General features: G+C 50.5%; 20 protein-coding genes and 1 pseudogene. 6 read left to right on the top strand and 15 right to left on the bottom strand.

The features are described 5' to 3' along the window. Window positions 1-19: 19 nt before the first annotated feature. Genes AB1611_20980 through AB1611_20970 form a run of 3 tightly spaced genes read right to left on the bottom strand, consistent with a single transcriptional unit; the run spans window position 20 to window position 1,794 of the window. Window positions 20-448 (bottom strand): HEPN domain-containing protein, encoded by a 429-nt coding sequence (locus tag AB1611_20980; protein ID MEW6382057.1) that lies wholly within the window; start codon window positions 446-448, stop codon window positions 20-22. Then, window positions 435-788: a nucleotidyltransferase domain-containing protein gene (locus AB1611_20975; protein ID MEW6382056.1), complete on the bottom strand. Its 354-nt coding sequence runs from the start codon at window positions 786-788 to the stop codon at window positions 435-437. The genes AB1611_20980 and AB1611_20975 overlap by 14 nt, the downstream gene beginning before the upstream one ends. Next, window positions 769-1,794, bottom strand: a complete 1,026-nt coding sequence (locus AB1611_20970; GenBank protein MEW6382055.1) for a tetratricopeptide repeat protein — start codon at window positions 1,792-1,794, stop codon at window positions 769-771. Before AB1611_20970 ends, AB1611_20975 begins: the two co-directional genes overlap by 20 nt. 187 nt (window positions 1,795-1,981) lie before the next feature. On the opposite strand from AB1611_20970, the gene AB1611_20965 reads away from it, so the two are divergent. The 6 genes from AB1611_20965 (at window position 1,982) to AB1611_20940 (ending at window position 7,805) form a co-directional block, all read left to right on the top strand. Next, window positions 1,982-3,391 carry an FAD-dependent oxidoreductase gene (locus tag AB1611_20965; protein ID MEW6382054.1) on the top strand — a complete coding sequence of 470 codons (1,410 nt, stop codon included), beginning with the start codon at window positions 1,982-1,984 and terminating at the stop codon, window positions 3,389-3,391. Window positions 3,392-3,403: 12 nt separating this feature from the next. Further along, window positions 3,404-4,144 carry a 3-oxoacyl-ACP reductase FabG gene (fabG, locus tag AB1611_20960; protein MEW6382053.1) on the top strand — a complete coding sequence of 247 codons (741 nt, stop codon included), beginning with the start codon at window positions 3,404-3,406 and terminating at the stop codon, window positions 4,142-4,144. Between the two features lie 2 nt (window positions 4,145-4,146). Further along, window positions 4,147-4,590, top strand: a complete 444-nt coding sequence (gene fabZ, locus AB1611_20955) for a 3-hydroxyacyl-ACP dehydratase FabZ (protein ID MEW6382052.1) — start codon at window positions 4,147-4,149, stop codon at window positions 4,588-4,590. Beyond that, window positions 4,587-5,396, top strand: coding sequence for an SDR family oxidoreductase (locus tag AB1611_20950; protein MEW6382051.1), 810 nt, complete (start codon window positions 4,587-4,589; stop codon window positions 5,394-5,396). The genes fabZ and AB1611_20950 overlap by 4 nt, the downstream gene beginning before the upstream one ends. Window positions 5,397-5,434: 38 nt before the next feature. Continuing rightward, on the top strand, window positions 5,435-6,013 hold the full coding sequence (locus AB1611_20945; GenBank protein MEW6382050.1) for a 4'-phosphopantetheinyl transferase superfamily protein: 579 nt from the start codon (window positions 5,435-5,437) through the stop codon (window positions 6,011-6,013). Between the two features lie 238 nt (window positions 6,014-6,251). After that, on the top strand, window positions 6,252-7,805 hold the full coding sequence (locus AB1611_20940; protein ID MEW6382049.1) for a 2-isopropylmalate synthase: 1,554 nt from the start codon (window positions 6,252-6,254) through the stop codon (window positions 7,803-7,805). A gap of 95 nt (window positions 7,806-7,900) precedes the next feature. Here AB1611_20940 and AB1611_20935 read toward each other — a convergent pair whose 3' ends face one another. The 12 genes and pseudogenes from AB1611_20935 to AB1611_20880 all read right to left on the bottom strand — a co-directional run bounded on the left by AB1611_20935 (window position 7,901) and on the right by AB1611_20880 (window position 16,774). Beyond that, the gene (locus tag AB1611_20935; GenBank protein MEW6382048.1) at window positions 7,901-8,245 is read right to left on the bottom strand and encodes a DUF86 domain-containing protein; all 345 of its coding nucleotides are present in this window, start codon (window positions 8,243-8,245) and stop codon (window positions 7,901-7,903) included. Then, the gene (locus tag AB1611_20930; GenBank protein MEW6382047.1) at window positions 8,232-8,540 is read right to left on the bottom strand and encodes a nucleotidyltransferase family protein; all 309 of its coding nucleotides are present in this window, start codon (window positions 8,538-8,540) and stop codon (window positions 8,232-8,234) included. Before AB1611_20930 ends, AB1611_20935 begins: the two co-directional genes overlap by 14 nt. A gap of 141 nt (window positions 8,541-8,681) precedes the next feature. After that, entirely contained in the window at window positions 8,682-10,157 is a 1,476-nt protein-coding gene (locus tag AB1611_20925) for an NADH-quinone oxidoreductase subunit N (protein MEW6382046.1), read from the bottom strand. A gap of 65 nt (window positions 10,158-10,222) precedes the next feature. Beyond that, entirely contained in the window at window positions 10,223-11,701 is a 1,479-nt protein-coding gene (locus AB1611_20920) for an NADH-quinone oxidoreductase subunit M (GenBank protein MEW6382045.1), read from the bottom strand. A gap of 10 nt (window positions 11,702-11,711) precedes the next feature. Further along, window positions 11,712-12,023, bottom strand: coding sequence for an NADH-quinone oxidoreductase subunit NuoK (nuoK, locus tag AB1611_20915; protein ID MEW6382044.1), 312 nt, complete (start codon window positions 12,021-12,023; stop codon window positions 11,712-11,714). Beyond that, the gene (locus AB1611_20910; protein ID MEW6382043.1) at window positions 12,017-12,538 is read right to left on the bottom strand and encodes an NADH-quinone oxidoreductase subunit J; all 522 of its coding nucleotides are present in this window, start codon (window positions 12,536-12,538) and stop codon (window positions 12,017-12,019) included. The genes nuoK and AB1611_20910 overlap by 7 nt, the downstream gene beginning before the upstream one ends. Before the next feature lie 101 nt (window positions 12,539-12,639). Then, window positions 12,640-13,053: an NADH-quinone oxidoreductase subunit I gene (locus AB1611_20905; GenBank protein MEW6382042.1), complete on the bottom strand. Its 414-nt coding sequence runs from the start codon at window positions 13,051-13,053 to the stop codon at window positions 12,640-12,642. A 164-nt stretch (window positions 13,054-13,217) separates the two neighbouring features. Then, window positions 13,218-14,192: an NADH-quinone oxidoreductase subunit NuoH gene (gene nuoH / locus AB1611_20900; GenBank protein ID MEW6382041.1), complete on the bottom strand. Its 975-nt coding sequence runs from the start codon at window positions 14,190-14,192 to the stop codon at window positions 13,218-13,220. A 1-nt stretch (window position 14,193) separates the two neighbouring features. Further along, a complete protein-coding gene (locus AB1611_20895) occupies window positions 14,194-15,288 on the bottom strand; it encodes an NADH-quinone oxidoreductase subunit D (GenBank protein MEW6382040.1) in 1,095 nt (364 codons plus the stop codon). 30 nt (window positions 15,289-15,318) lie between these two features. Next, window positions 15,319-15,837 (bottom strand): NADH-quinone oxidoreductase subunit C, encoded by a 519-nt coding sequence (locus AB1611_20890; GenBank protein ID MEW6382039.1) that lies wholly within the window; start codon window positions 15,835-15,837, stop codon window positions 15,319-15,321. Continuing rightward, a pseudogene (locus AB1611_20885) lies at window positions 15,834-16,307 on the bottom strand (NADH-quinone oxidoreductase subunit B family protein). The gene AB1611_20890 and the pseudogene AB1611_20885 overlap by 4 nt, the downstream one beginning before the upstream one ends. Window positions 16,308-16,405: 98 nt before the next feature. Then, a complete protein-coding gene (locus tag AB1611_20880; protein MEW6382038.1) occupies window positions 16,406-16,774 on the bottom strand; it encodes an NADH-quinone oxidoreductase subunit A in 369 nt (122 codons plus the stop codon). Window positions 16,775-17,337 lie beyond the last annotated feature (563 nt).

Genomic DNA, 17,337 nt, shown 5'->3' with positions numbered 1-17,337 from the left:
TGAGGCATTGAGTATTGGCTCAACCGCCTGCGGTGTTGCTGCTCCCCCGTGCCCCCACCAACTCCTTTTCAGCCCATACGATGACCTCCTCTGCCAGCCGAACAGCTTTCCGGTATTCTTCCTCGGTAACTGGCTCAGTGACTCCCGGATATCGGGCTTCCCAGGCGTAACCCGTCAGCAGAATAGAATCTTCCACTGCATCAGGTATCCTTATTCCCCGTTTCTTGAGACCGGCGAAGAGCTCATCCAAATCATGAGTGTAGCGGAAAACAATGCCGTGATGGATGTAGAGGGCCTTGGTTGCTTTTTCCGCCGCCTGCTGCGCATGAAAGCACAGATCTTCCAAAAAGGCACCCTCCGGAAGAGGGCCCCTGGCGAGGGCCATATCCCCTTTTGCGCGAGCCAGCCAATCGGATGCCGACCCTGGTATAGGCCTATCCTGTGGCACGATACAGCTCCTTTCCCTCTCTCAATGCCGGATATATTACCAAAGACGCATTATTCCCATAATTGCGGATGTCGCTTTCCGTTACCACCACGATATCCTTGGCAACACCGACGCCCGAAAGACTGCGATAGATCGTGTGGGCTGTCTGGCGGCGGTGCACACCGTCAGGCATCACTACCAGGAAATCCAGGTCACTGTCCGGCCCCATCTGTCCCCGGCTGGCGGACCCGAAAAGCACTACCTTTACCGGATGGACTGCTGCAACTATCCTCCTGACGATTTCGTTCAGGATATCAGGATCAGGACTTGCGCTTGGGGCGTTAATCTTTTCTCTCCTCATTCTCCCCTCCTTGCGCTTCATACTCCTTCTGGAGCTTTTTCAGGATGCCGATCAGGGGGTAGGCTTTCGGGTGTTTTTGAAGCGCTTCCTCAAGGACTGCCATCAGGCCGGAGATATTGCCGGTGTGCCGGTAGGCTGATATGATGGCTGACCGCACATATTCATTCAGGGGATCATGGATGAAAGGAGCGTGCAGGGCATCCTGCGCTTCGGCATACTTTTGCAGTTTCGAGTAGCAAAAGCCGAGGTGCCCAAGCACATAGTTGTTGTCCGGCGAAAGTTTCAGTGCCTGCTGATAGGCCACCGCGGCTTCCTCGTATTTTCGCTCCGCCTTGTAGGTATCGCCGAGAAGGGTGTGCAGGTGAGGATTCCCGGCCCGGCTGGGAACCTTTAAAATGGCTTTCAGTTCCTGGATGAGCTCTTCATTTTTTTTGCCGGAGGTTTTGATCCGGATATATTCCTTGTAGGCAAAGGAGTCGTCAGGATCAGCCTTGAGAACCTTTTCGTACACCTGGGCAGCTTCGGTAAACTTTTTCAGCTTCCTGAGTATCTTCCCCTTCTCTTCCAGCAGGTAAGCATCCAGAGGATAGGCTTCCAGGGCGGTATTGACCACATTCAGGGCTTTTTCCTCCTGGCCGGCCTGGTTCAGTGCCCGCACGAACTGTGAGTACAGGTAGCTGCTCTCTTTCAGGCCAAGGGCCTGCTCGAAGTAGGGCAGGGACTCCTGGTAAAGCCCCTGACTGGCCTTAAGCTCTCCGGTCAGGGCCAGGGCCTGAAAATCCCGTGGATTGGACCGCAGCCTCTGATCCAGGATGAGGCCGGCTTCCTGGTAATTCCTTTGCCGCACATATACTTCGGCCAGGCAATTCAGCAGCAGCCCATTGTCCGGGTGCTCCTGAAGCGCATCCTGTATCTCCTTCTCAGCCTCCGCATACTTTCGCTTTCGCTGAAGCTCACGGATAATATTGACTTTCGACTTGATGAGTAAATACTCGTTTCTGCTCACGGCAACCTCGCCATATCATTGCCAAAAACACCAGCCCTTGCTTCTAACTGTATAAGAATATGATAAATATGTCAATATCAACGGGAAATTATTTGATTTGCTATACCAGATATACTATAATTACGTTTCTGCGTCGTGTCACATTATCGGCACGGACTACCCAGGATTTCATGATGAGGATAGAGCCATAAATTCTCTCGATCGTAAGAAGGCAGAATACGACGTTATTGTCATCGGCGGCGGCCTGGCCGGGCTTACCGGCGCTCATCGCCTGGCCAGATGCGGCTATTCCGTGCTGCTCCTGGAGCAGCATGGCAAGCTTGGCGGCCTGGCCACCTGGTTTACCAGAAAGGGGGGACACATCTTCGATGTTTCCCTGCATGGATTTCCGGTCGGCATGATTAAAACCTGCCGCAAGTACTGGTCGCCGGAAATCGCCCGGTCCATTGTCCAGCTCAAGGAAATCCGCTTTGATAACCCTCAGTTTTCCCTCACCACGACCTTCGATACCGGGGATTTTACCCGCATCCTCAAGGAGCGGTTCGGCATCAGCGAAGAAGCGGTTTGCGGGTTTTTCCAGGCTGTTCAGGACATGGATTTTTATGACGATCAGACCATGACCGCCAGGGAATTGTTCGAGAAGTTTTTCCCTGGACGGGATGATGTGATGCGCATGCTGATGGAGCCGATAACCTATGCCAATGGCTCTGACCTCGATGATCCGGCTATTACCTATGGTATTGTGTTTTCGAATTTCATGAGTAAAGGAGTATTTACCTTCCAGGGCGGCACAGACCGGCTGATCAGGCAGATGCAGGCAGAGCTTGAAAGCAGCGGCGTGGATATCGGGTTGAAATGCCTGGTCGAGAAGATCCTGGTCACAGACCGGAAAGTGGCTGCGGTGAAGATAAACAATGGACAGACCATTCGCTGCAAGGCCGTATTATCCAATGCCAATCTGCTGTCCACTATCCATGATCTGGTAGGAGATGAGTACTTTAGCCAGGGATTTGTCGAACAGGTACGGAAAGTGAGGGTCAATAACAGCAGTTGCCAGGTATATCTCGGCATCAGGCAGGGAGAGAGCATCGATTATGCAGGGGATCTGCTCTTTACCTCGGAATCCCCCACATTTGATCCCAAAGAGCTTCGAAGCAGGCATACCACCAGCCGGACCTTTTCCTTCTATTACCCGTCCATCCGGCCCGGTTCCGACCGGTTTACGATCGTGGCTTCAACCAATGCCCATTACGACGACTGGGCGGCTCTGTCTTGCGCGGAATATCAGGCTGCCAAGAAAGAACTGATCGAAGTTACTATCCGCTGTCTGGAAAAGTACCTGCCCGGAGTCCGGGATAAGATCGACCATGCGGAGGCAGCCACTCCCATGACCTTTCGGCGGTATGCACTTCACGTCAAGGGCTCCTCTTTCGGGACCAAATTCGAAGGATTGAAAGTAAGTATGGACCTTTCCCGCCAAATCAGCGGCTTGTTCCACACCGGGTCAGTGGGCATAATCATGTCCGGCTGGCTGGGCGCTGCCAATTACGGAGTGATTGCAGCCCATGATGTGGATAAATATATGAGCAGTTTGTAAAATGGAGCGAACATGTTCGATTTTTCAGGACAGATTGTGGTAATTTCCGGTGCTACGAGGGGGATCGGCAAGAGCATAGCTGAATCTTTTTTGCATTCCGGAGCACGCATTGTGGGTATCTATCATGCCAATCAGGCCGCAGCCGGACAATTTCTGGATGAGAACCGGCAATTCTCTCCCAGTATCGACTTACAGTCGATGGATGTGGCGGATTATGGCCAGGTGGAGAAATTTTATCACTATCTGGAGGCCAGATACCAGAGCTTCCAGGTGCTGGTCAACAATGCCGGAATCCGCAAGGATGCGGTGTTAGGCATGATGAAAGAATCCGACTGGAAAGCGGTGATTGAGGTTAATCTTTCGGGCGCTTATCATATGTGCAAATTTGCGGTGCGCAATTTCATGAACCAGCAGTATGGAAGGATAATCAACATTACCTCTCCCAGCGGAAAGTTCGGGTTTGCCGGTCAGGCCAACTACGCAGCCTCCAAGGCCGGTCTGGTAGCCCTGACCAGGGTGCTGTCCAAAGAAGTAGCTACCCGGGGTATTACTGTAAATTGTGTTTCTCCAGGATTCATTGATACGGAATTCATTCAGGACCTTTCGGAGGAAAGGCGGCGGGCTTACCGGGAAGAGATACCTCTGAAGCGTTTCGGTACTCCCCGGGAAGTGGCCCAGGCTGTATTATTTCTGGCCTCAAAGGAGGCATCCTACATTACCGGAGCAACTCTTGAAGTGACTGGAGGATTGTAACCATGATTTCCGAAGAGATTTACCAGGCTATTCCCCACCGCCATCCTTTTTTGTTTGTGGATACCATTTGCGAGCTTTCTCAGGACCGGATCAAGACCACAAAAAGGGTGCGGCCTGAAGATCCCTTTTTTCAAGGCCACTATCCTGGCAATCCTATAATGCCGGGTGTCTTGATCTGTGAATCCATCTTTCAAACCGGCGCCATTCTGATCGCCAAAAAAACCGGCGCTGCCGCAGGCCAGGGTGTGCCGGTGCTGACCAGAATCCAGGATGCCAAATTCCGGAGCATGATCAAGCCCGACGATTTGATGGAAACTGAAGTCGAAATGGTCGAAACTCTCGGCAGTGTGTATTTTCTCAAAGGAAAGGTGGCTGTTTCGGGAAAGACGGTCGTGACCGCCAGGTTTTCCTGTACATTGGTTCACGACAAGGGAGAGAGTGAATGAGTTTTCTCGACCTGGAAGGAAAGAAAATTCTGGTATTCGGAGTGGCCAACCGCAAAAGTGTGGCCTTCCATGTGGGCCAGGTGCTGAAAGAGGTCGGAGCTGAAGTCCTCTACGCGGTTAAAACCCGTGAAATCCAGGAAATTGCCCGGAAATTCCTCCCGGCAGGCAGCCCGATCTATGTCTGTAATGTGGAAAAAGAGGGAGATATCGAACGGCTGGCTAATGAGATCAAGCGGGACCATTCCACCCTGGCCGGTCTGGTTCACTCCATCGCCTTTGCCAATTACAGCGCAGGTGCAAAACCCTTTCATGAGACAATAAAAGAAGACTTTTTACAGGCAGTGGATATTTCCTGCTATTCTTTGATTCACATCGCCAGGACCTTCAGTTCTCTTCTGGAGCGGGAGGCTTCGGTAGTGACATTGTCCATTTCAACCACCCGTATGGCTGCGGAAAGTTACGGCTACATGGGACCGATCAAAGCGGCCCTGGATTCCACGATCTGCTTTCTGGCCAAATCATTCAGCAGCTTCTCCCGGATCAGATTCAATGCCGTGGGCGCCGGGCTCCTGAAAACCTCCGCTTCAGCCGGGATTCCTGAATATATCGACTACTATCTCTTTGCCGAACAGTTGACTCTGCGAAAAAAAGCCCTGGCTACCCGCGAGGTGGCCAATGTGGTGGCCTTTCTCCTGAGCAGCCGGTCAAGTGGGATCAATGCCCAGACCCTGGTTGTCGATGCAGGCATGTCGATAAACTATTTTGACAAGAGTATCGTTCGAAAAGCCATTCGGAATCTTTCGTGATTTCCATAATCATTAAGATAACATCAGGTTAAATCCTTGTGGGTATTCCAGCTCTGTATCCCGTCATTCTATCGGTTTCCTATCCTGATCCGGATATGCTATCCGGTCGGGAGAAAGTCGATCTCCTCCGGAAAACCGCCCGGCAGGCCCTGGCCCTCAGTGCCCAAAAAAGCGGAGTGACCTTGGGGCCTCTTTCCAAGGATGAGCGGGGTGCTCCTCTGCCTGTCAATGGTATCTACTGGTCTTTATCTCACAAAAGCCGCTGTGTAGCCGCGGTGGTCAGTGGGGAAAGAATCGGCATTGATGTGGAGGAGTTTCTGCCCCGCAGGCACAAGGACCTTTTCGCCAGCCTGGCGACTGCCGATGAATGGCGGCTTTCTCCAGATGCCGACTGGAACCTGTTTTTTCGCTACTGGACAGCCAAAGAGGCAGCGACGAAAGCTACGGGAGCGGGACTCAGGGATTTGCGGGTCTGTAAGGTAGCTGCTATCCCGGACGAGAGACATCTTACGTTGCATTATGAACATCGAATCTGGAATATTGAGCACTATTGGTACCAAAATCACATCATTTCTCTTGTTGCCGATGACCGGCCTGTTGTATGGACGATAGCGTAAATTTTATTTATTTAAATATTTTAATATTATTATACCCTTCCCCTAAAAAACATAAGAAGGTATGACATTTTTTGTTAGTTTTAGTTTGACAAAACTAACACATTGTATTATTTTCTTATGAGCCCTTAGCATGCAATGTAAGCTACATGATGTACTCGATTATTGTCCTCAGAGATGTAGAAAGTTGTTCTTTTTTACAAAAAAGCCGGGTAAATTAAAAACCAAGGGGATCTAAACTATGGACGCGAAAGACCAGAAGGAAAAGATATTTATCTTAGATACGACGTTGAGAGATGGGGAGCAGGCAACTGGAAACTACTTGGTTCCTTCAGAAAAACTGGACGCAGCCAGGCAACTTTCCCGACTGAAAGTGGACATTCTCGAAGTGGGTTCACCCGCATCATCTCCCCTGGATTTCGAGTCGGTTCGACTGATCTCTCAGGAAATCGAAGGTCCGATTATCTGCGGCCTCAGCCGTGCCGTGCCTGAAGACATCGACCGTTGCGGTCAGGCACTGGCTGCCGCCAGGAAAAAGCGGATACATACTGGCATCGGGGTTTCCGACATTCATATCGAACGGAAGCTGAACAAGAGCAAAGACGAAGTCCTGAAGATAGCTGTCGAGGCAGTAAAACATGCCAGACAGCACACGGAAGATGTGGCATTTTATGCTGAAGATGCCACCCGCGCTGACCAGGAGTTTTTGTTTACCATTCTGCAGGCAGTAATCGAGGCCGGGGCTGCGACCGTCAACATTCCCGATACTATCGGCTATGCCATCCCCCAGGCATATGGCGACCTGATAGCCAGCATCAGGGAAAGAGTTCCAAATATCAACCAGGCCGTTATCAGTGTCCATTGCCATAACGATCTTGGACTGGCCGTGGCAAACAGCCTGGCTGGACTCATCAGCGGTGCCCGTCAGGTGGAATGTTCAATCAATGGCATTGGTCCGCGGGCCGGGAATGCTTCTCTGGAAGAAGTAGTGCTGGGAATCATGACCAGAAAGGATTACTTCCGTTTTCAGCTTCAGATACAAACCAAAGAGCTGTACAGAACCAGCCGCACGATGGCGCATATTTTCGGCATCATGGTGCCCCGCAACAAACCGATTGTGGGGAGTAATGCACTGGCCAGCAATTTCGGAGTTCACATCAATGGAGCGCTCAGGGAGCGTCTTTCCTACGAAACCATTAATCCTGAAGATATCGGCTTTCCCCAGAGCCGGGTCATTCTGACCGCCAGAACGGGAAGGCACGGACTGAAACACCGGCTCAAGGAATTAGGGTATCCGCCATTCTCCCAGGAGAGGCTGGAAAAGGTTTATGGGAGATTCATGGAGGTTGCCGACAGAAAGCAGATGATTTACGACGAGGATCTGGTCTCGATCATGGAGAACGAGATCCCCAATATGCCTGAAAAATACACCCTGGCCTTCTTACAGGTTATAAATGGAACCCATGCAATTCCTACCGCGACCGTGAAAATTAAAAAACAGGAAGATGGGGCGGAAGAGACTATTGTTATGGAATCCGCCCTGGGTGATGGTCCTGTAGATGCTGCATACAAGGCGATCGATAAAGCCATTAATTTCCCGGTTAAACTTGAAGACTATTCCGTCCATGCCGTTACCTCCGGAGCAGCGGCTATGGCCGAGGTGCTGGTCAGTATATCCAAAGATGGGAAAAAGGTCCTGGGACACGGATCATCCACGGATATCATCGAAGCCAGCGTCCGCGCTTACCTGAACGGCATCAACAAGCTCGTGGACAAGGCAGTGGAGGGAAAGTAAGGAGGGAAACGCCGGGAGGTAGAGAAATATCCTTTTAATTGATTCTTGGGGTTAGGTGACAGGTCCCACTATCTGAGGTGGAGGATCGTGGGACATCATCTATTCCCGATGGCTATGATTTTTTCCAGTTGGGCAACCAAGGGCGGTAAGTCCTCGATGACGGTTTCCTTGACTATGTCAAGGTTTACATCAAAATAGCCATGAATGAGTCGGTCTCGCATTCCAACCATCTTTTTCCAAGGAATGTCCGGATGCGCATCTCGAAATGCCGGAGAAACACCTTTTGCTGCTTCTCCAATGATTTCCAGCAGTCGGACAAGAGACAGGTTTAACATTCTATCTCCATCCAAATCTTCGCGGGTGCGCCCCCGGAATAAGTCAACTGCCTCTTGAGCAGCATCGAGCATATGATGGAGGCGGATAATATCATTTCTGATCATACTGCACCTGTGCGCTCGCTAGCACTTCATCCCGGAAATACCGGCTTAAGTCCTCTGCCGTTCGAATATCCACCTTTCGCCCGCTAAAAAGGGGTGATAATTCTTCCTCCATATCGAATAACCGGAAAAAGCCAGGCACATGTCCAGGTTCAAATTCAACCAGCACATCCACATCGCTGTCCGGTCTAAAGTCCTCCCGCAGGACAGAACCGAACAGGGATAGCCTGCGGATGTGATTGCGCTGGCAAAAGTCGGCAATTTTTTTCCTGGATACGGCAATCTTAGGAATGCTCATCTTAGCTCCTCAGTTATCGTTAAACTTATTATAAATATTTTTAGGGTAATGAGCAATGGGATAAAGTCGAACAAAAGGAGGAAAGCCCAACCCCTTTAGAGAGGTTGCTGAACATTGAGAATTACTGAACCTGGTTGTTTTTCAGAGCCACAATTCGGTCTTCAGGGCGATGGCTGCTGCTCTGGCTATTTCGATGAACGGCTCCGGGTAGGTGGCAATGATTATGGTCAGAGCCAGGGCAATGCCTACCACCAGTTTCATAAGGCAGGGAATCTTCAGACCATCGGCCGCTGCGGTCACTCCTTTATTCACCCCGCCATCACCCTCCCGGTCTGCGTAAACATAGCGCAGTACGTTTATATAGTAAGACACGGAGATAATTGAATTAATAATGCCGACAACGGCCAGCCAGGTCATTCCCCGGTTAATGGCCGAGGCGAAGAGATCGAATTTGCCCCAAAAGCCCGGCGTTGGAGGAATACCGATCATGGAGATAAAAAAGACGGCTATGGAAAGCGACATCAGGGGAGATTTTTTTGATAATCCCGCAAGCCGTTGAATATGATGGTCTTCTCCCTGCATGACCGCGGCGATGACGGCAAAGGTCCCGATATTGACGATACCATAGATCATCAGGTAAAAAATGGCCGCGCTGAAGGCCGGGCGGTCAGCTACAGCAAAGGCCATCAGGATATATCCGACATGAGCTATGCTGGAAAAGCCGAGCATCCGTTTGATATTGGTCTGGGAGAGGGCCACAAGGTTACCCACGCACATGCTCATGATGGAAAGAACACCAAACAGTATCCGCCACTGGCTGATCAGGGGACTGAAGGCCGTGGTCACGAGGCGGATCAGGGCGGCAAAGCCTGCCACCTTGGGGGCCGTGGCCAGAAAGGATGTCACCGGGGTCGGTGCTCCCTCGTATGTATCCGGCACCCAGAAATGAAAAGGAACAGCAGCAACTTTAAAGGCAAATCCGGCAAAGATAAAAATCATGGACATCAAAAGGACCGGATGCTCATGGAGATTAAGATTGCTGAGTTGCCAGGCTATCCCTTCAAAATTGCATGCCCCGCTAAATCCATAGACAAAAGTCATTCCATAGAGCATAACCACGGAAGCCAGCATGCCGAGCATCAGATACTTGTAGGCAGCCTCGTTTGAGCGGGCATCATTTTTATCGATTCCGGACAGGATGTAGAGGGGAATGCTCGTCAATTGCAGGCTGAGGAAAAAACTGATAAAGTTACTGGCTGAAACCATAAACATCATGCCGGTTACGGAGAAGAGAATCAGGCAGTAGTACTCCCCCTTGTGGCTGATATTCTTCTTGAAATAGTCGATGGAGAGCAGGATAACCAGCCCTGTGCTGAGCAGAAGGATGATTTTGATGAAATGGCTGAAGGGGTCGATAGTGAAAAGCTCGCTGGAGAAACTCTGGCGAAGAACGAACATGTTGACTAATTGAACGATAGCCAGGATAGACCCGGTCTCTGCCAGCAGACCGAGAGCTTTCTTGTTTTTCTCCTGCATGAACAGATCAGCGATGAGAATGACCGTGCCGGAAAGGAAAATGATAATTTCGGGTAAAAACAGCTTCAAATCCATGTTCATGACTCTTTGCTTTCCTTATCTGATGGATAAATGCTCCCGGTTAGATGTTCTGTTAAAATATTCTGTCATGGCATCTGCATCCTGGCTATGAATTGGGCAACAAAGGAATGGGAAGTCGAGAGCAGTAATTTTGGATAGAAGCCCAGCAAGATGATGATGATTGATAAGGAGACCAGAGAAAAAATGAGCTTTTTATTGTAGCCTGCCACCTGCTGAGTGCCTTCCTGATCCAGGCCGATGCTTTGGTTTCCCCGGAACGAGATCTTCGGCAGCACGGAAAAGATGTATCCAGCCATGATAATCGTCCCGATCATGGCGATCACCCCGAAGATGACTTTTGCCTGGAAAGCGCCGGCCAGGATGTAGATTTCGGCAATGAAGCTGCTCATGCCCGGAAACCCGAAGGAAGCCAGCAGAAGGAGCCAGAACAGCATGGCCCCGGTCGGGATATAATGGACAATCAGACGCAGCTTCTTGATTTGAATGGTGCCCAGAGTATCCTCAATCATGCTGATGGCCATGAAAATAGACCCGGTAATGATTCCATGGTTGAACATATGGAAGATGGATCCCTTAAGGCCCATAGGATTCAGGACCCCTACCCCAAGCATAATCAATCCCATATGTCCCAGGCTCGAATAGGCGAACATCCGCTTGAGATCCTGCTGCATGGCCGCACAGAGGTTGGCATAGACAATAGTAACCGTAGCCAGGATGCAGATAAGCCAACTGAAATCTGTGCTTCCCTGGGGAACCAGGCTGTATCCCACGCGAATAAAACCATAGACCCCCATTTTGGCCATCAGCCCCGAAAGGAGGACCGTGACCGAATTGGGCGCTTCGACATAAGCATCCGGCTGCCAGCTATGGAAGGGGAAAAGGGGTACCTTAATGGCCATACCGATCAGGAGGAAAAAGAAGATGAGCTGTTGAAACCTGACTGAAAGCTTTGCTGTGAGCAGGGCAGGGATACTGAAAGTATGCAGGTTGGCTCTGGTATATATGGCCAGAATGGCAATCAGTATGATCAGGCTGCCCAGGAGAGTATACAGCAGGAATTTGATGCTCGCCTTCTGCCGGTTGGGGCCGCCCCAGATGCTGATGAGAAAATAGCCGGGAATAAGAACGATTTCCCAGAAGATATAAAAGAGGATCAGGTCCAGAGATAAAAACACTCCCAGGAGCCCATATTCCATGATCAGCAGGCAGCAGTAAAATGCCCCTGCATGTTCTCCCTCATGAGGCATGGACAGGACGACCAGAAAGCTCAGCAGGCTGACCAGAATCACCAGACCGAGATTGAGCCCGTCCACACCGAGGAAGTAAGACACCCCAAGCTCCTTGATCCAGACCAGATTTTCCACAAACTGGTAACCCCCGTCAGGCTGAAAATGAAAAAGAAGATACACCGAGATGGCCAGTGGGATGCCGGTGCTCAGAAGCGCAGCCTTTTTTGCGGTCCACTCCTTTCCCGGAAGTAAAAAGATCAAGACGATGCCAAGAACAGGCGCCCAGAGTATCAATGAAAGCAGAGGCAGTGACAATTTTTTTCTCCTACCATTTCAGAAAGTCTATCTGGTCAATATTAATCGTGTTTCTTAACCGATAGAGGTTCAAAATAACAGCCAATCCCACCCCGATCTCCCCCGCCCCCACGGCGATAGCGAACAGGGAAAACATCTGCCCGGCCAGATCCGATCCTCTGATATAGGCAGAAAAGGCAACCAGGTTAATGTTTACGGCATTCAGCATGAGCTCGATGGATACGAGAATCATGATCGAATTTCTTCTGGCCAATACCCCGTAAACACCGATACAGAAGAGCACGGCTGAAAACATCAGGTAGTAGGAAAGAGGTATCATGATTTCTCCTTCTCCTCATTATCGGTGTCCTGTTTCTCCCTGCCTCCGATAACTACAGCTCCGATCAGAGCCACCAGCAAAATGACGGATACGATCTCAAAAGGGAGAACATATTTGACAAACATCTCCCTGCCGATGACCTCCGGGGTCATAATCCGTGAGGGCTCGGCCTGAAGCGGCCACCGGGCATAGGCAATACTGAAAGATAACAGGCCAAAGAGAACGATCGAGGTAATAAAGGCCGGGGCCCGGCGCGGATGATCGAGCGCCCGGATGACACCTTTGGCAGGCTTGGTAAGCATCAGGGCAAACAGCAGCATGATGGACACGCCGCCTGCATAGACCAGAACCTGCACTCCGGCCATAAATTCGGCATACAGGAGAATATAGATACCGGCAATTCCCAAAAGAGCAAGGACATGGGAATAAATACTGCGGGCGATATTATCCGCCGAAACCATGATAATTCCCGCCACTGTGGTGATAATGGCTAAAACGATGAAGATTACGAGTTGCATGATTTCTCCGATATCTCTCCCTTGAGGGGAGAGCCTCCCTTCCTCTCCTCCCCCTTGATGGGGGAGACCTGGGTGGGGGTGATTGTTATTTTCACCCGTCCTTAGATATCCACAACAATTTTATCAATGGTGTAGATCAAATCATTTTTATCATAGGTAGCCAGCTCGTACTCATGAGTCATGGTCAGGGCTCCGAAGGGGCAGGCTTCGACACAGTAGCCGCAGTACATACACCGGCTGATGTCAATGGTATATTCCCTGGGGAATTTCTTTTTCTCCCCTTTTTCCGGATCTCCGGTACCCGGCACGATATGAATGATATTGTCCGGACATGCCTTGGCGCACAGCCCGCAGGCCACACACTTAAGCTCACCGGTTTCCCTGCTGCGGACCAGTCCCACTCTCCCCCGAAACCGATCCTTCATCACCGGCTTTTCCTTGGGATACTGCCGGGTGATCGGCTTGTCGAAAAGATGACTCAGGGTAAGCCGCATTCCGGTTATGATTCCTTTCATGACCTTATTACTCCTTTATAGTGCTTCTCAATTGCGTGTACTGCAAAAAGACAAAGACAAATACAAAGGACACCACAGAGAAGCCCAGAGGCACAGAGAAAAGCAGAGAGTAAAAACCACTCTCTCCCGGCTCCTGACTTCTGACTCCTGACTCCTATCTTTCCCTAATACACCTTGAGCATGATTAACAAGCCGGTAATCACGACATTGATCAATGCTGCCGGCATCAGAACCTTCCAGCCCAGGGACATCAATTGATCTGCCCTGACTCTTGGCAGGGTAGCCCGTGTCCAGAACAGGATAAAAATCAGGCTGAACGTTTTAATGAAAAACCAGACCAGACCCGGAAGTACCGGGGGGCCATACCATCCTCCCAGAAAAATGGTTGTACAGATGGAAGTCAGGGTGAAAAGTCCGATGTATTCGGCCATGAGCAGGAGAGCGAACCGCATCCCGGAATACTCGACATGGAAGCCGGCTACCAACTCGGACTCCGCTTCAGGCAGATCAAAGGGCACCCGGCAAATTTCCGCATTCAGGGCGAGGAAGAAAATGATAAAGGCTATCGGCTGCCTGAAAATATACCAGCGGAAGATATTCCAGTTGCAGCTTTGGGCCTGGGCAATGCTGTTCAGGTTGAGGGTCTGGGCCATCATAACGACTGCCAGGACGGACAGTCCCATGGGAAGCTCATAGCTGACGAACTGGCCGATGGAGCGCATGCAGCCCAGAAGTGAGTATTTATTATGAGACGACCATCCAGCCATCATGTATCCTACGGTCGAGATCGATAGAACAGCCATCACGTAGAAAATACCCATATTCATATCGGCAGCTTTGATGGTAGCGGTAAAGGGTATGGCTGCCATGACCATGAAGGCCGGAATAAATACAATGAACGGAGCGGCAGCGTAAAGAATGCTGTCAACACCCTCAGGCATACTCATCTCTTTGACCACCATCTTCATGGCATCGGCAATGGGCTGGAGCAGACCGTGGTATCCGGTCCTCATCGGTCCGAGCCGGAACTGGAAATGGGCCAGGGCCTTGCGCTCAAGCCACATGGTGGACAGCAGAATAATCAGCATTCCGATGAGCATGCCCAAAGCTACCAGGAATTGAGTTCCCAAGCCGGTCATATTATCGATCCACCTCCCCCATGCAGATATCCACCGTGCTGAAAGTGGCCACCACATCCGCCACCAGCACACCGGGCAGAATATACTGAAGCATTTGCAGATTCACGAAAGCCGGGCTTCGGAACTTGACCCGGTACGGGTTTTTCTCGCCCCTGCCGATGATATACACGCCCTGCTCTCCGACCGAAGTCTCGGTTCGAAAGTAGCCCTCACCGTCAATTTTGATTATCTTGGGGACTTTGGCGCAAATGTCTCCATCCGGCATGCGCTCGATGACCTGGCGGACGATCTTGTTCGATTCCCGCAGCTCCTGCATCCGGATATGGTAGCGGTCAAAATTGTCCCCGCAGGTTCCCACCGGGATGGAAAAGGTAAAATCCTCATAGGATGAATAAGGATCAGCTTTACGAATATCGTAAGCTACGCCGGTGCTTCGCAGGATTGGCCCGGTGATCCCCAGGTTTATGGCCAGTTCTCTGGACAGGATGGCAATTCCCTTCATCCTGGCCAGAAAAATCTCGTTTCCTGAAAGAAGGGTTTCGTACTCGTCAACAATTTTGGGAACCTGGTCGGTGAAGGCAAGAATGCGATCGAGAATTCCTTCCGGGAGGTCTTCTTTCAGACCGCCGATCCGCAGGTAATTGAAGGTGAGCCGGGCCCCTGAAATTTCTTCGAAAAAGTCCAGGATGGTCTCGCGATCCTTGAAAGAATAGAAGAAGGGAGTCAGCGCGCCGATGTCCATGCCCAGGGCGCCAAAAAAGATCATGTGATTTTGCATCCTTGACAACTCGGCCAGCAGTACGCGGATATACTGGGCCCTCTTGGGAACCTCAAGGCCGAGCAGTCTCTCGACTGCCAGGCAATAGGTCAGCTCATTCTGGAAGGCATTTGCATAATGCAGCCGGTCGGTCAGGGAAATGATTTGCGGATAGGTCCGGTTCTCGGCCAGTTTTTCAAGCCCGCGATGCAGATAGCCGAGGTGAGGCTGGCACATTACCACCCGTTCTCCATCCAATTCCAGCATCATACGGAAAACGCCGTGCGTGCTGGGATGCTGGGGGCCCATGTTTAAAAACTGCGTTGTTGTAATTTCCATGTGCTCTTCAACCTCAAGAGAAGAAGTTTTTTATGACTGGTCAGGGCATGAGAAATCCTTCCTTAACGGATAACCTTGAAAATCCTCTAAAAGCAGTAAATGCCGGGGATCGGGATGCCCCTCGAAGACGATGCCGAACATCTCCGCGGTTTCCCGTTCATGCCAGTCCGCACCTTTATAGACCGGATAGAGAGAAGGGACTTTCGGCGCAGTGCGGGACAGTTTAACCTTAATGGTGATCTTATGGCTGCGGGTGGTAGAGCAAAGGTGGTAGACGACTTCAAGATGCTCCTCCCGGTCAACACCGCACAGACAGCGGGGATGATCAAAAGCCAGGTCGGATTCCCTGAGAAACCGGCAAACCTCCAGAAGATTTGCCGCAGATACCCATATGGCCAGTTCTCCATTGACCACCTGAGTCTCTTCGATTTTCGAGTTGAACCTCTTGACCAGGATAAACTTCAGGTCATCAGGACCGAGCGGCTTTGGGGAACCGGCAGCCGGTTTCTTTTCAGATGATACGGTATCGGGTGTGCCATTTCCTTTCAATTTTTTATTCCCCAGGCGGAGCGAAAAGCGCCTCTGGCCTCGTTCATGATTTTTTCCTGTAACTTTACTACTCCGTTCATCAGGGCTTCGGGCCGCGGCGGACATCCCGGAACATAGACATCGATCGGCAGGACCTTATCGATGCCGGGCAGGACGTTGTAGGAATTCCGGAAAGGTCCTCCGCTGTTGGCGCAACTTCCCAGAGAAATCACCCACTTGGGCTCCGGCATCATGCCATAGAGCCGCTTGACGACCGGCAGCATTTTGTAGGTAATAGTCCCGGCGACAATCATCAGATCCGCCTGCTTCGGAGTAGCCCTCGGCAGCACTCCGCTTCTTTCATTGAAATCGTAAGTGGCTGAACCCGCAGCCAGCATCTCAATGGCGCATCAGGCAGTGCCGAAGACAAGCATGAATAAAGATGATTTTCTGGCCCATCCCCGCACCAGTTCCAGGGTTCCGGTTACGATATTGAAATCTTTGTCTGCCGGAAGCCGGGGCTGGTCAAAGGTGATGACAGGCTGATCGTGCCGCTGATCCATAGTTTCTCCATTCGCTGCAAAATTCTTTATACCCATCGTAAGACGTTCTTTTTCCAGGCGTAAACTAATCCAAGAGCTATGATGGCAATGAAGCTGAACATTTCAAAAAAAGCCACCCATCCCATATCTCGAAAGACAACTGCCCAGGGATACATAAACACAGTTTCTACATCAAAAAGGACAAAAAGGAGAGCAAAAATATAATATCGAATGTTCAGTTGCCCCCACGGTTCTCCAATGGGGACAAGACCGCATTCATAGGGAAAGGATTTCTCTTTCGATGGCCGATGGGGTGCAAGAAGCCTGCTGACCGTAAGGACAACGACTACATACAACAGACCGACCAAGGCAAAAATGGCGACATAGGAATAGGCTTGCAGAAATTGCTGTACCACGTACACACTCCAACCCTCAACTTACCCTAACCCTGTGTACTTGAAATCTGCGATTTGTTTACCCGGATTTCAGTATATTCCCATAATAGCCAAACTGGAAAAATTTGTCAATAAAAAATTTAAAACGCTGTTTTATTTTTACGTCTGAAGACATTTCTGAGATGGAGATAGCCTCTTCTGGTTCGAATAATGAGGATTATTTCCAGAAATTGATACAACTCTCCATTTTTCATTGACAAATATCCATGCAAGGTAACTACTCAGGCACAGAGCACAAAGAGAGAGAAAGAGTGGCATGGGCATCCTGCCCATGCCACGAGAGGCCCTGCCCTGGACCCTCACCCTTATAAAAAGCTTAATCTCTGCGTGGTCTTCGTGCCCTGGTGCCCTTTCTGTTCTCATAAGGAGAAGCTTGGCTTGTGTAAGTGCCATTCGTACTAAACATTCATGGCCAGGGTTAGGATTTGGCCGCCCCCGAAGATGAAAATTTGCTATAGCTACGATATGTTTGGTAAATTTATACCATAAGCCAAGATTGAGATAAGGTCGAGATACTTTATGGA

The organism is bacterium (assembly GCA_040755755.1).
GTDB lineage: Bacteria > SZUA-182 > SZUA-182 > DTGQ01 > DTGQ01 > DTGQ01.
This window is presented reverse-complemented; position numbering and strand designations above follow the sequence as displayed.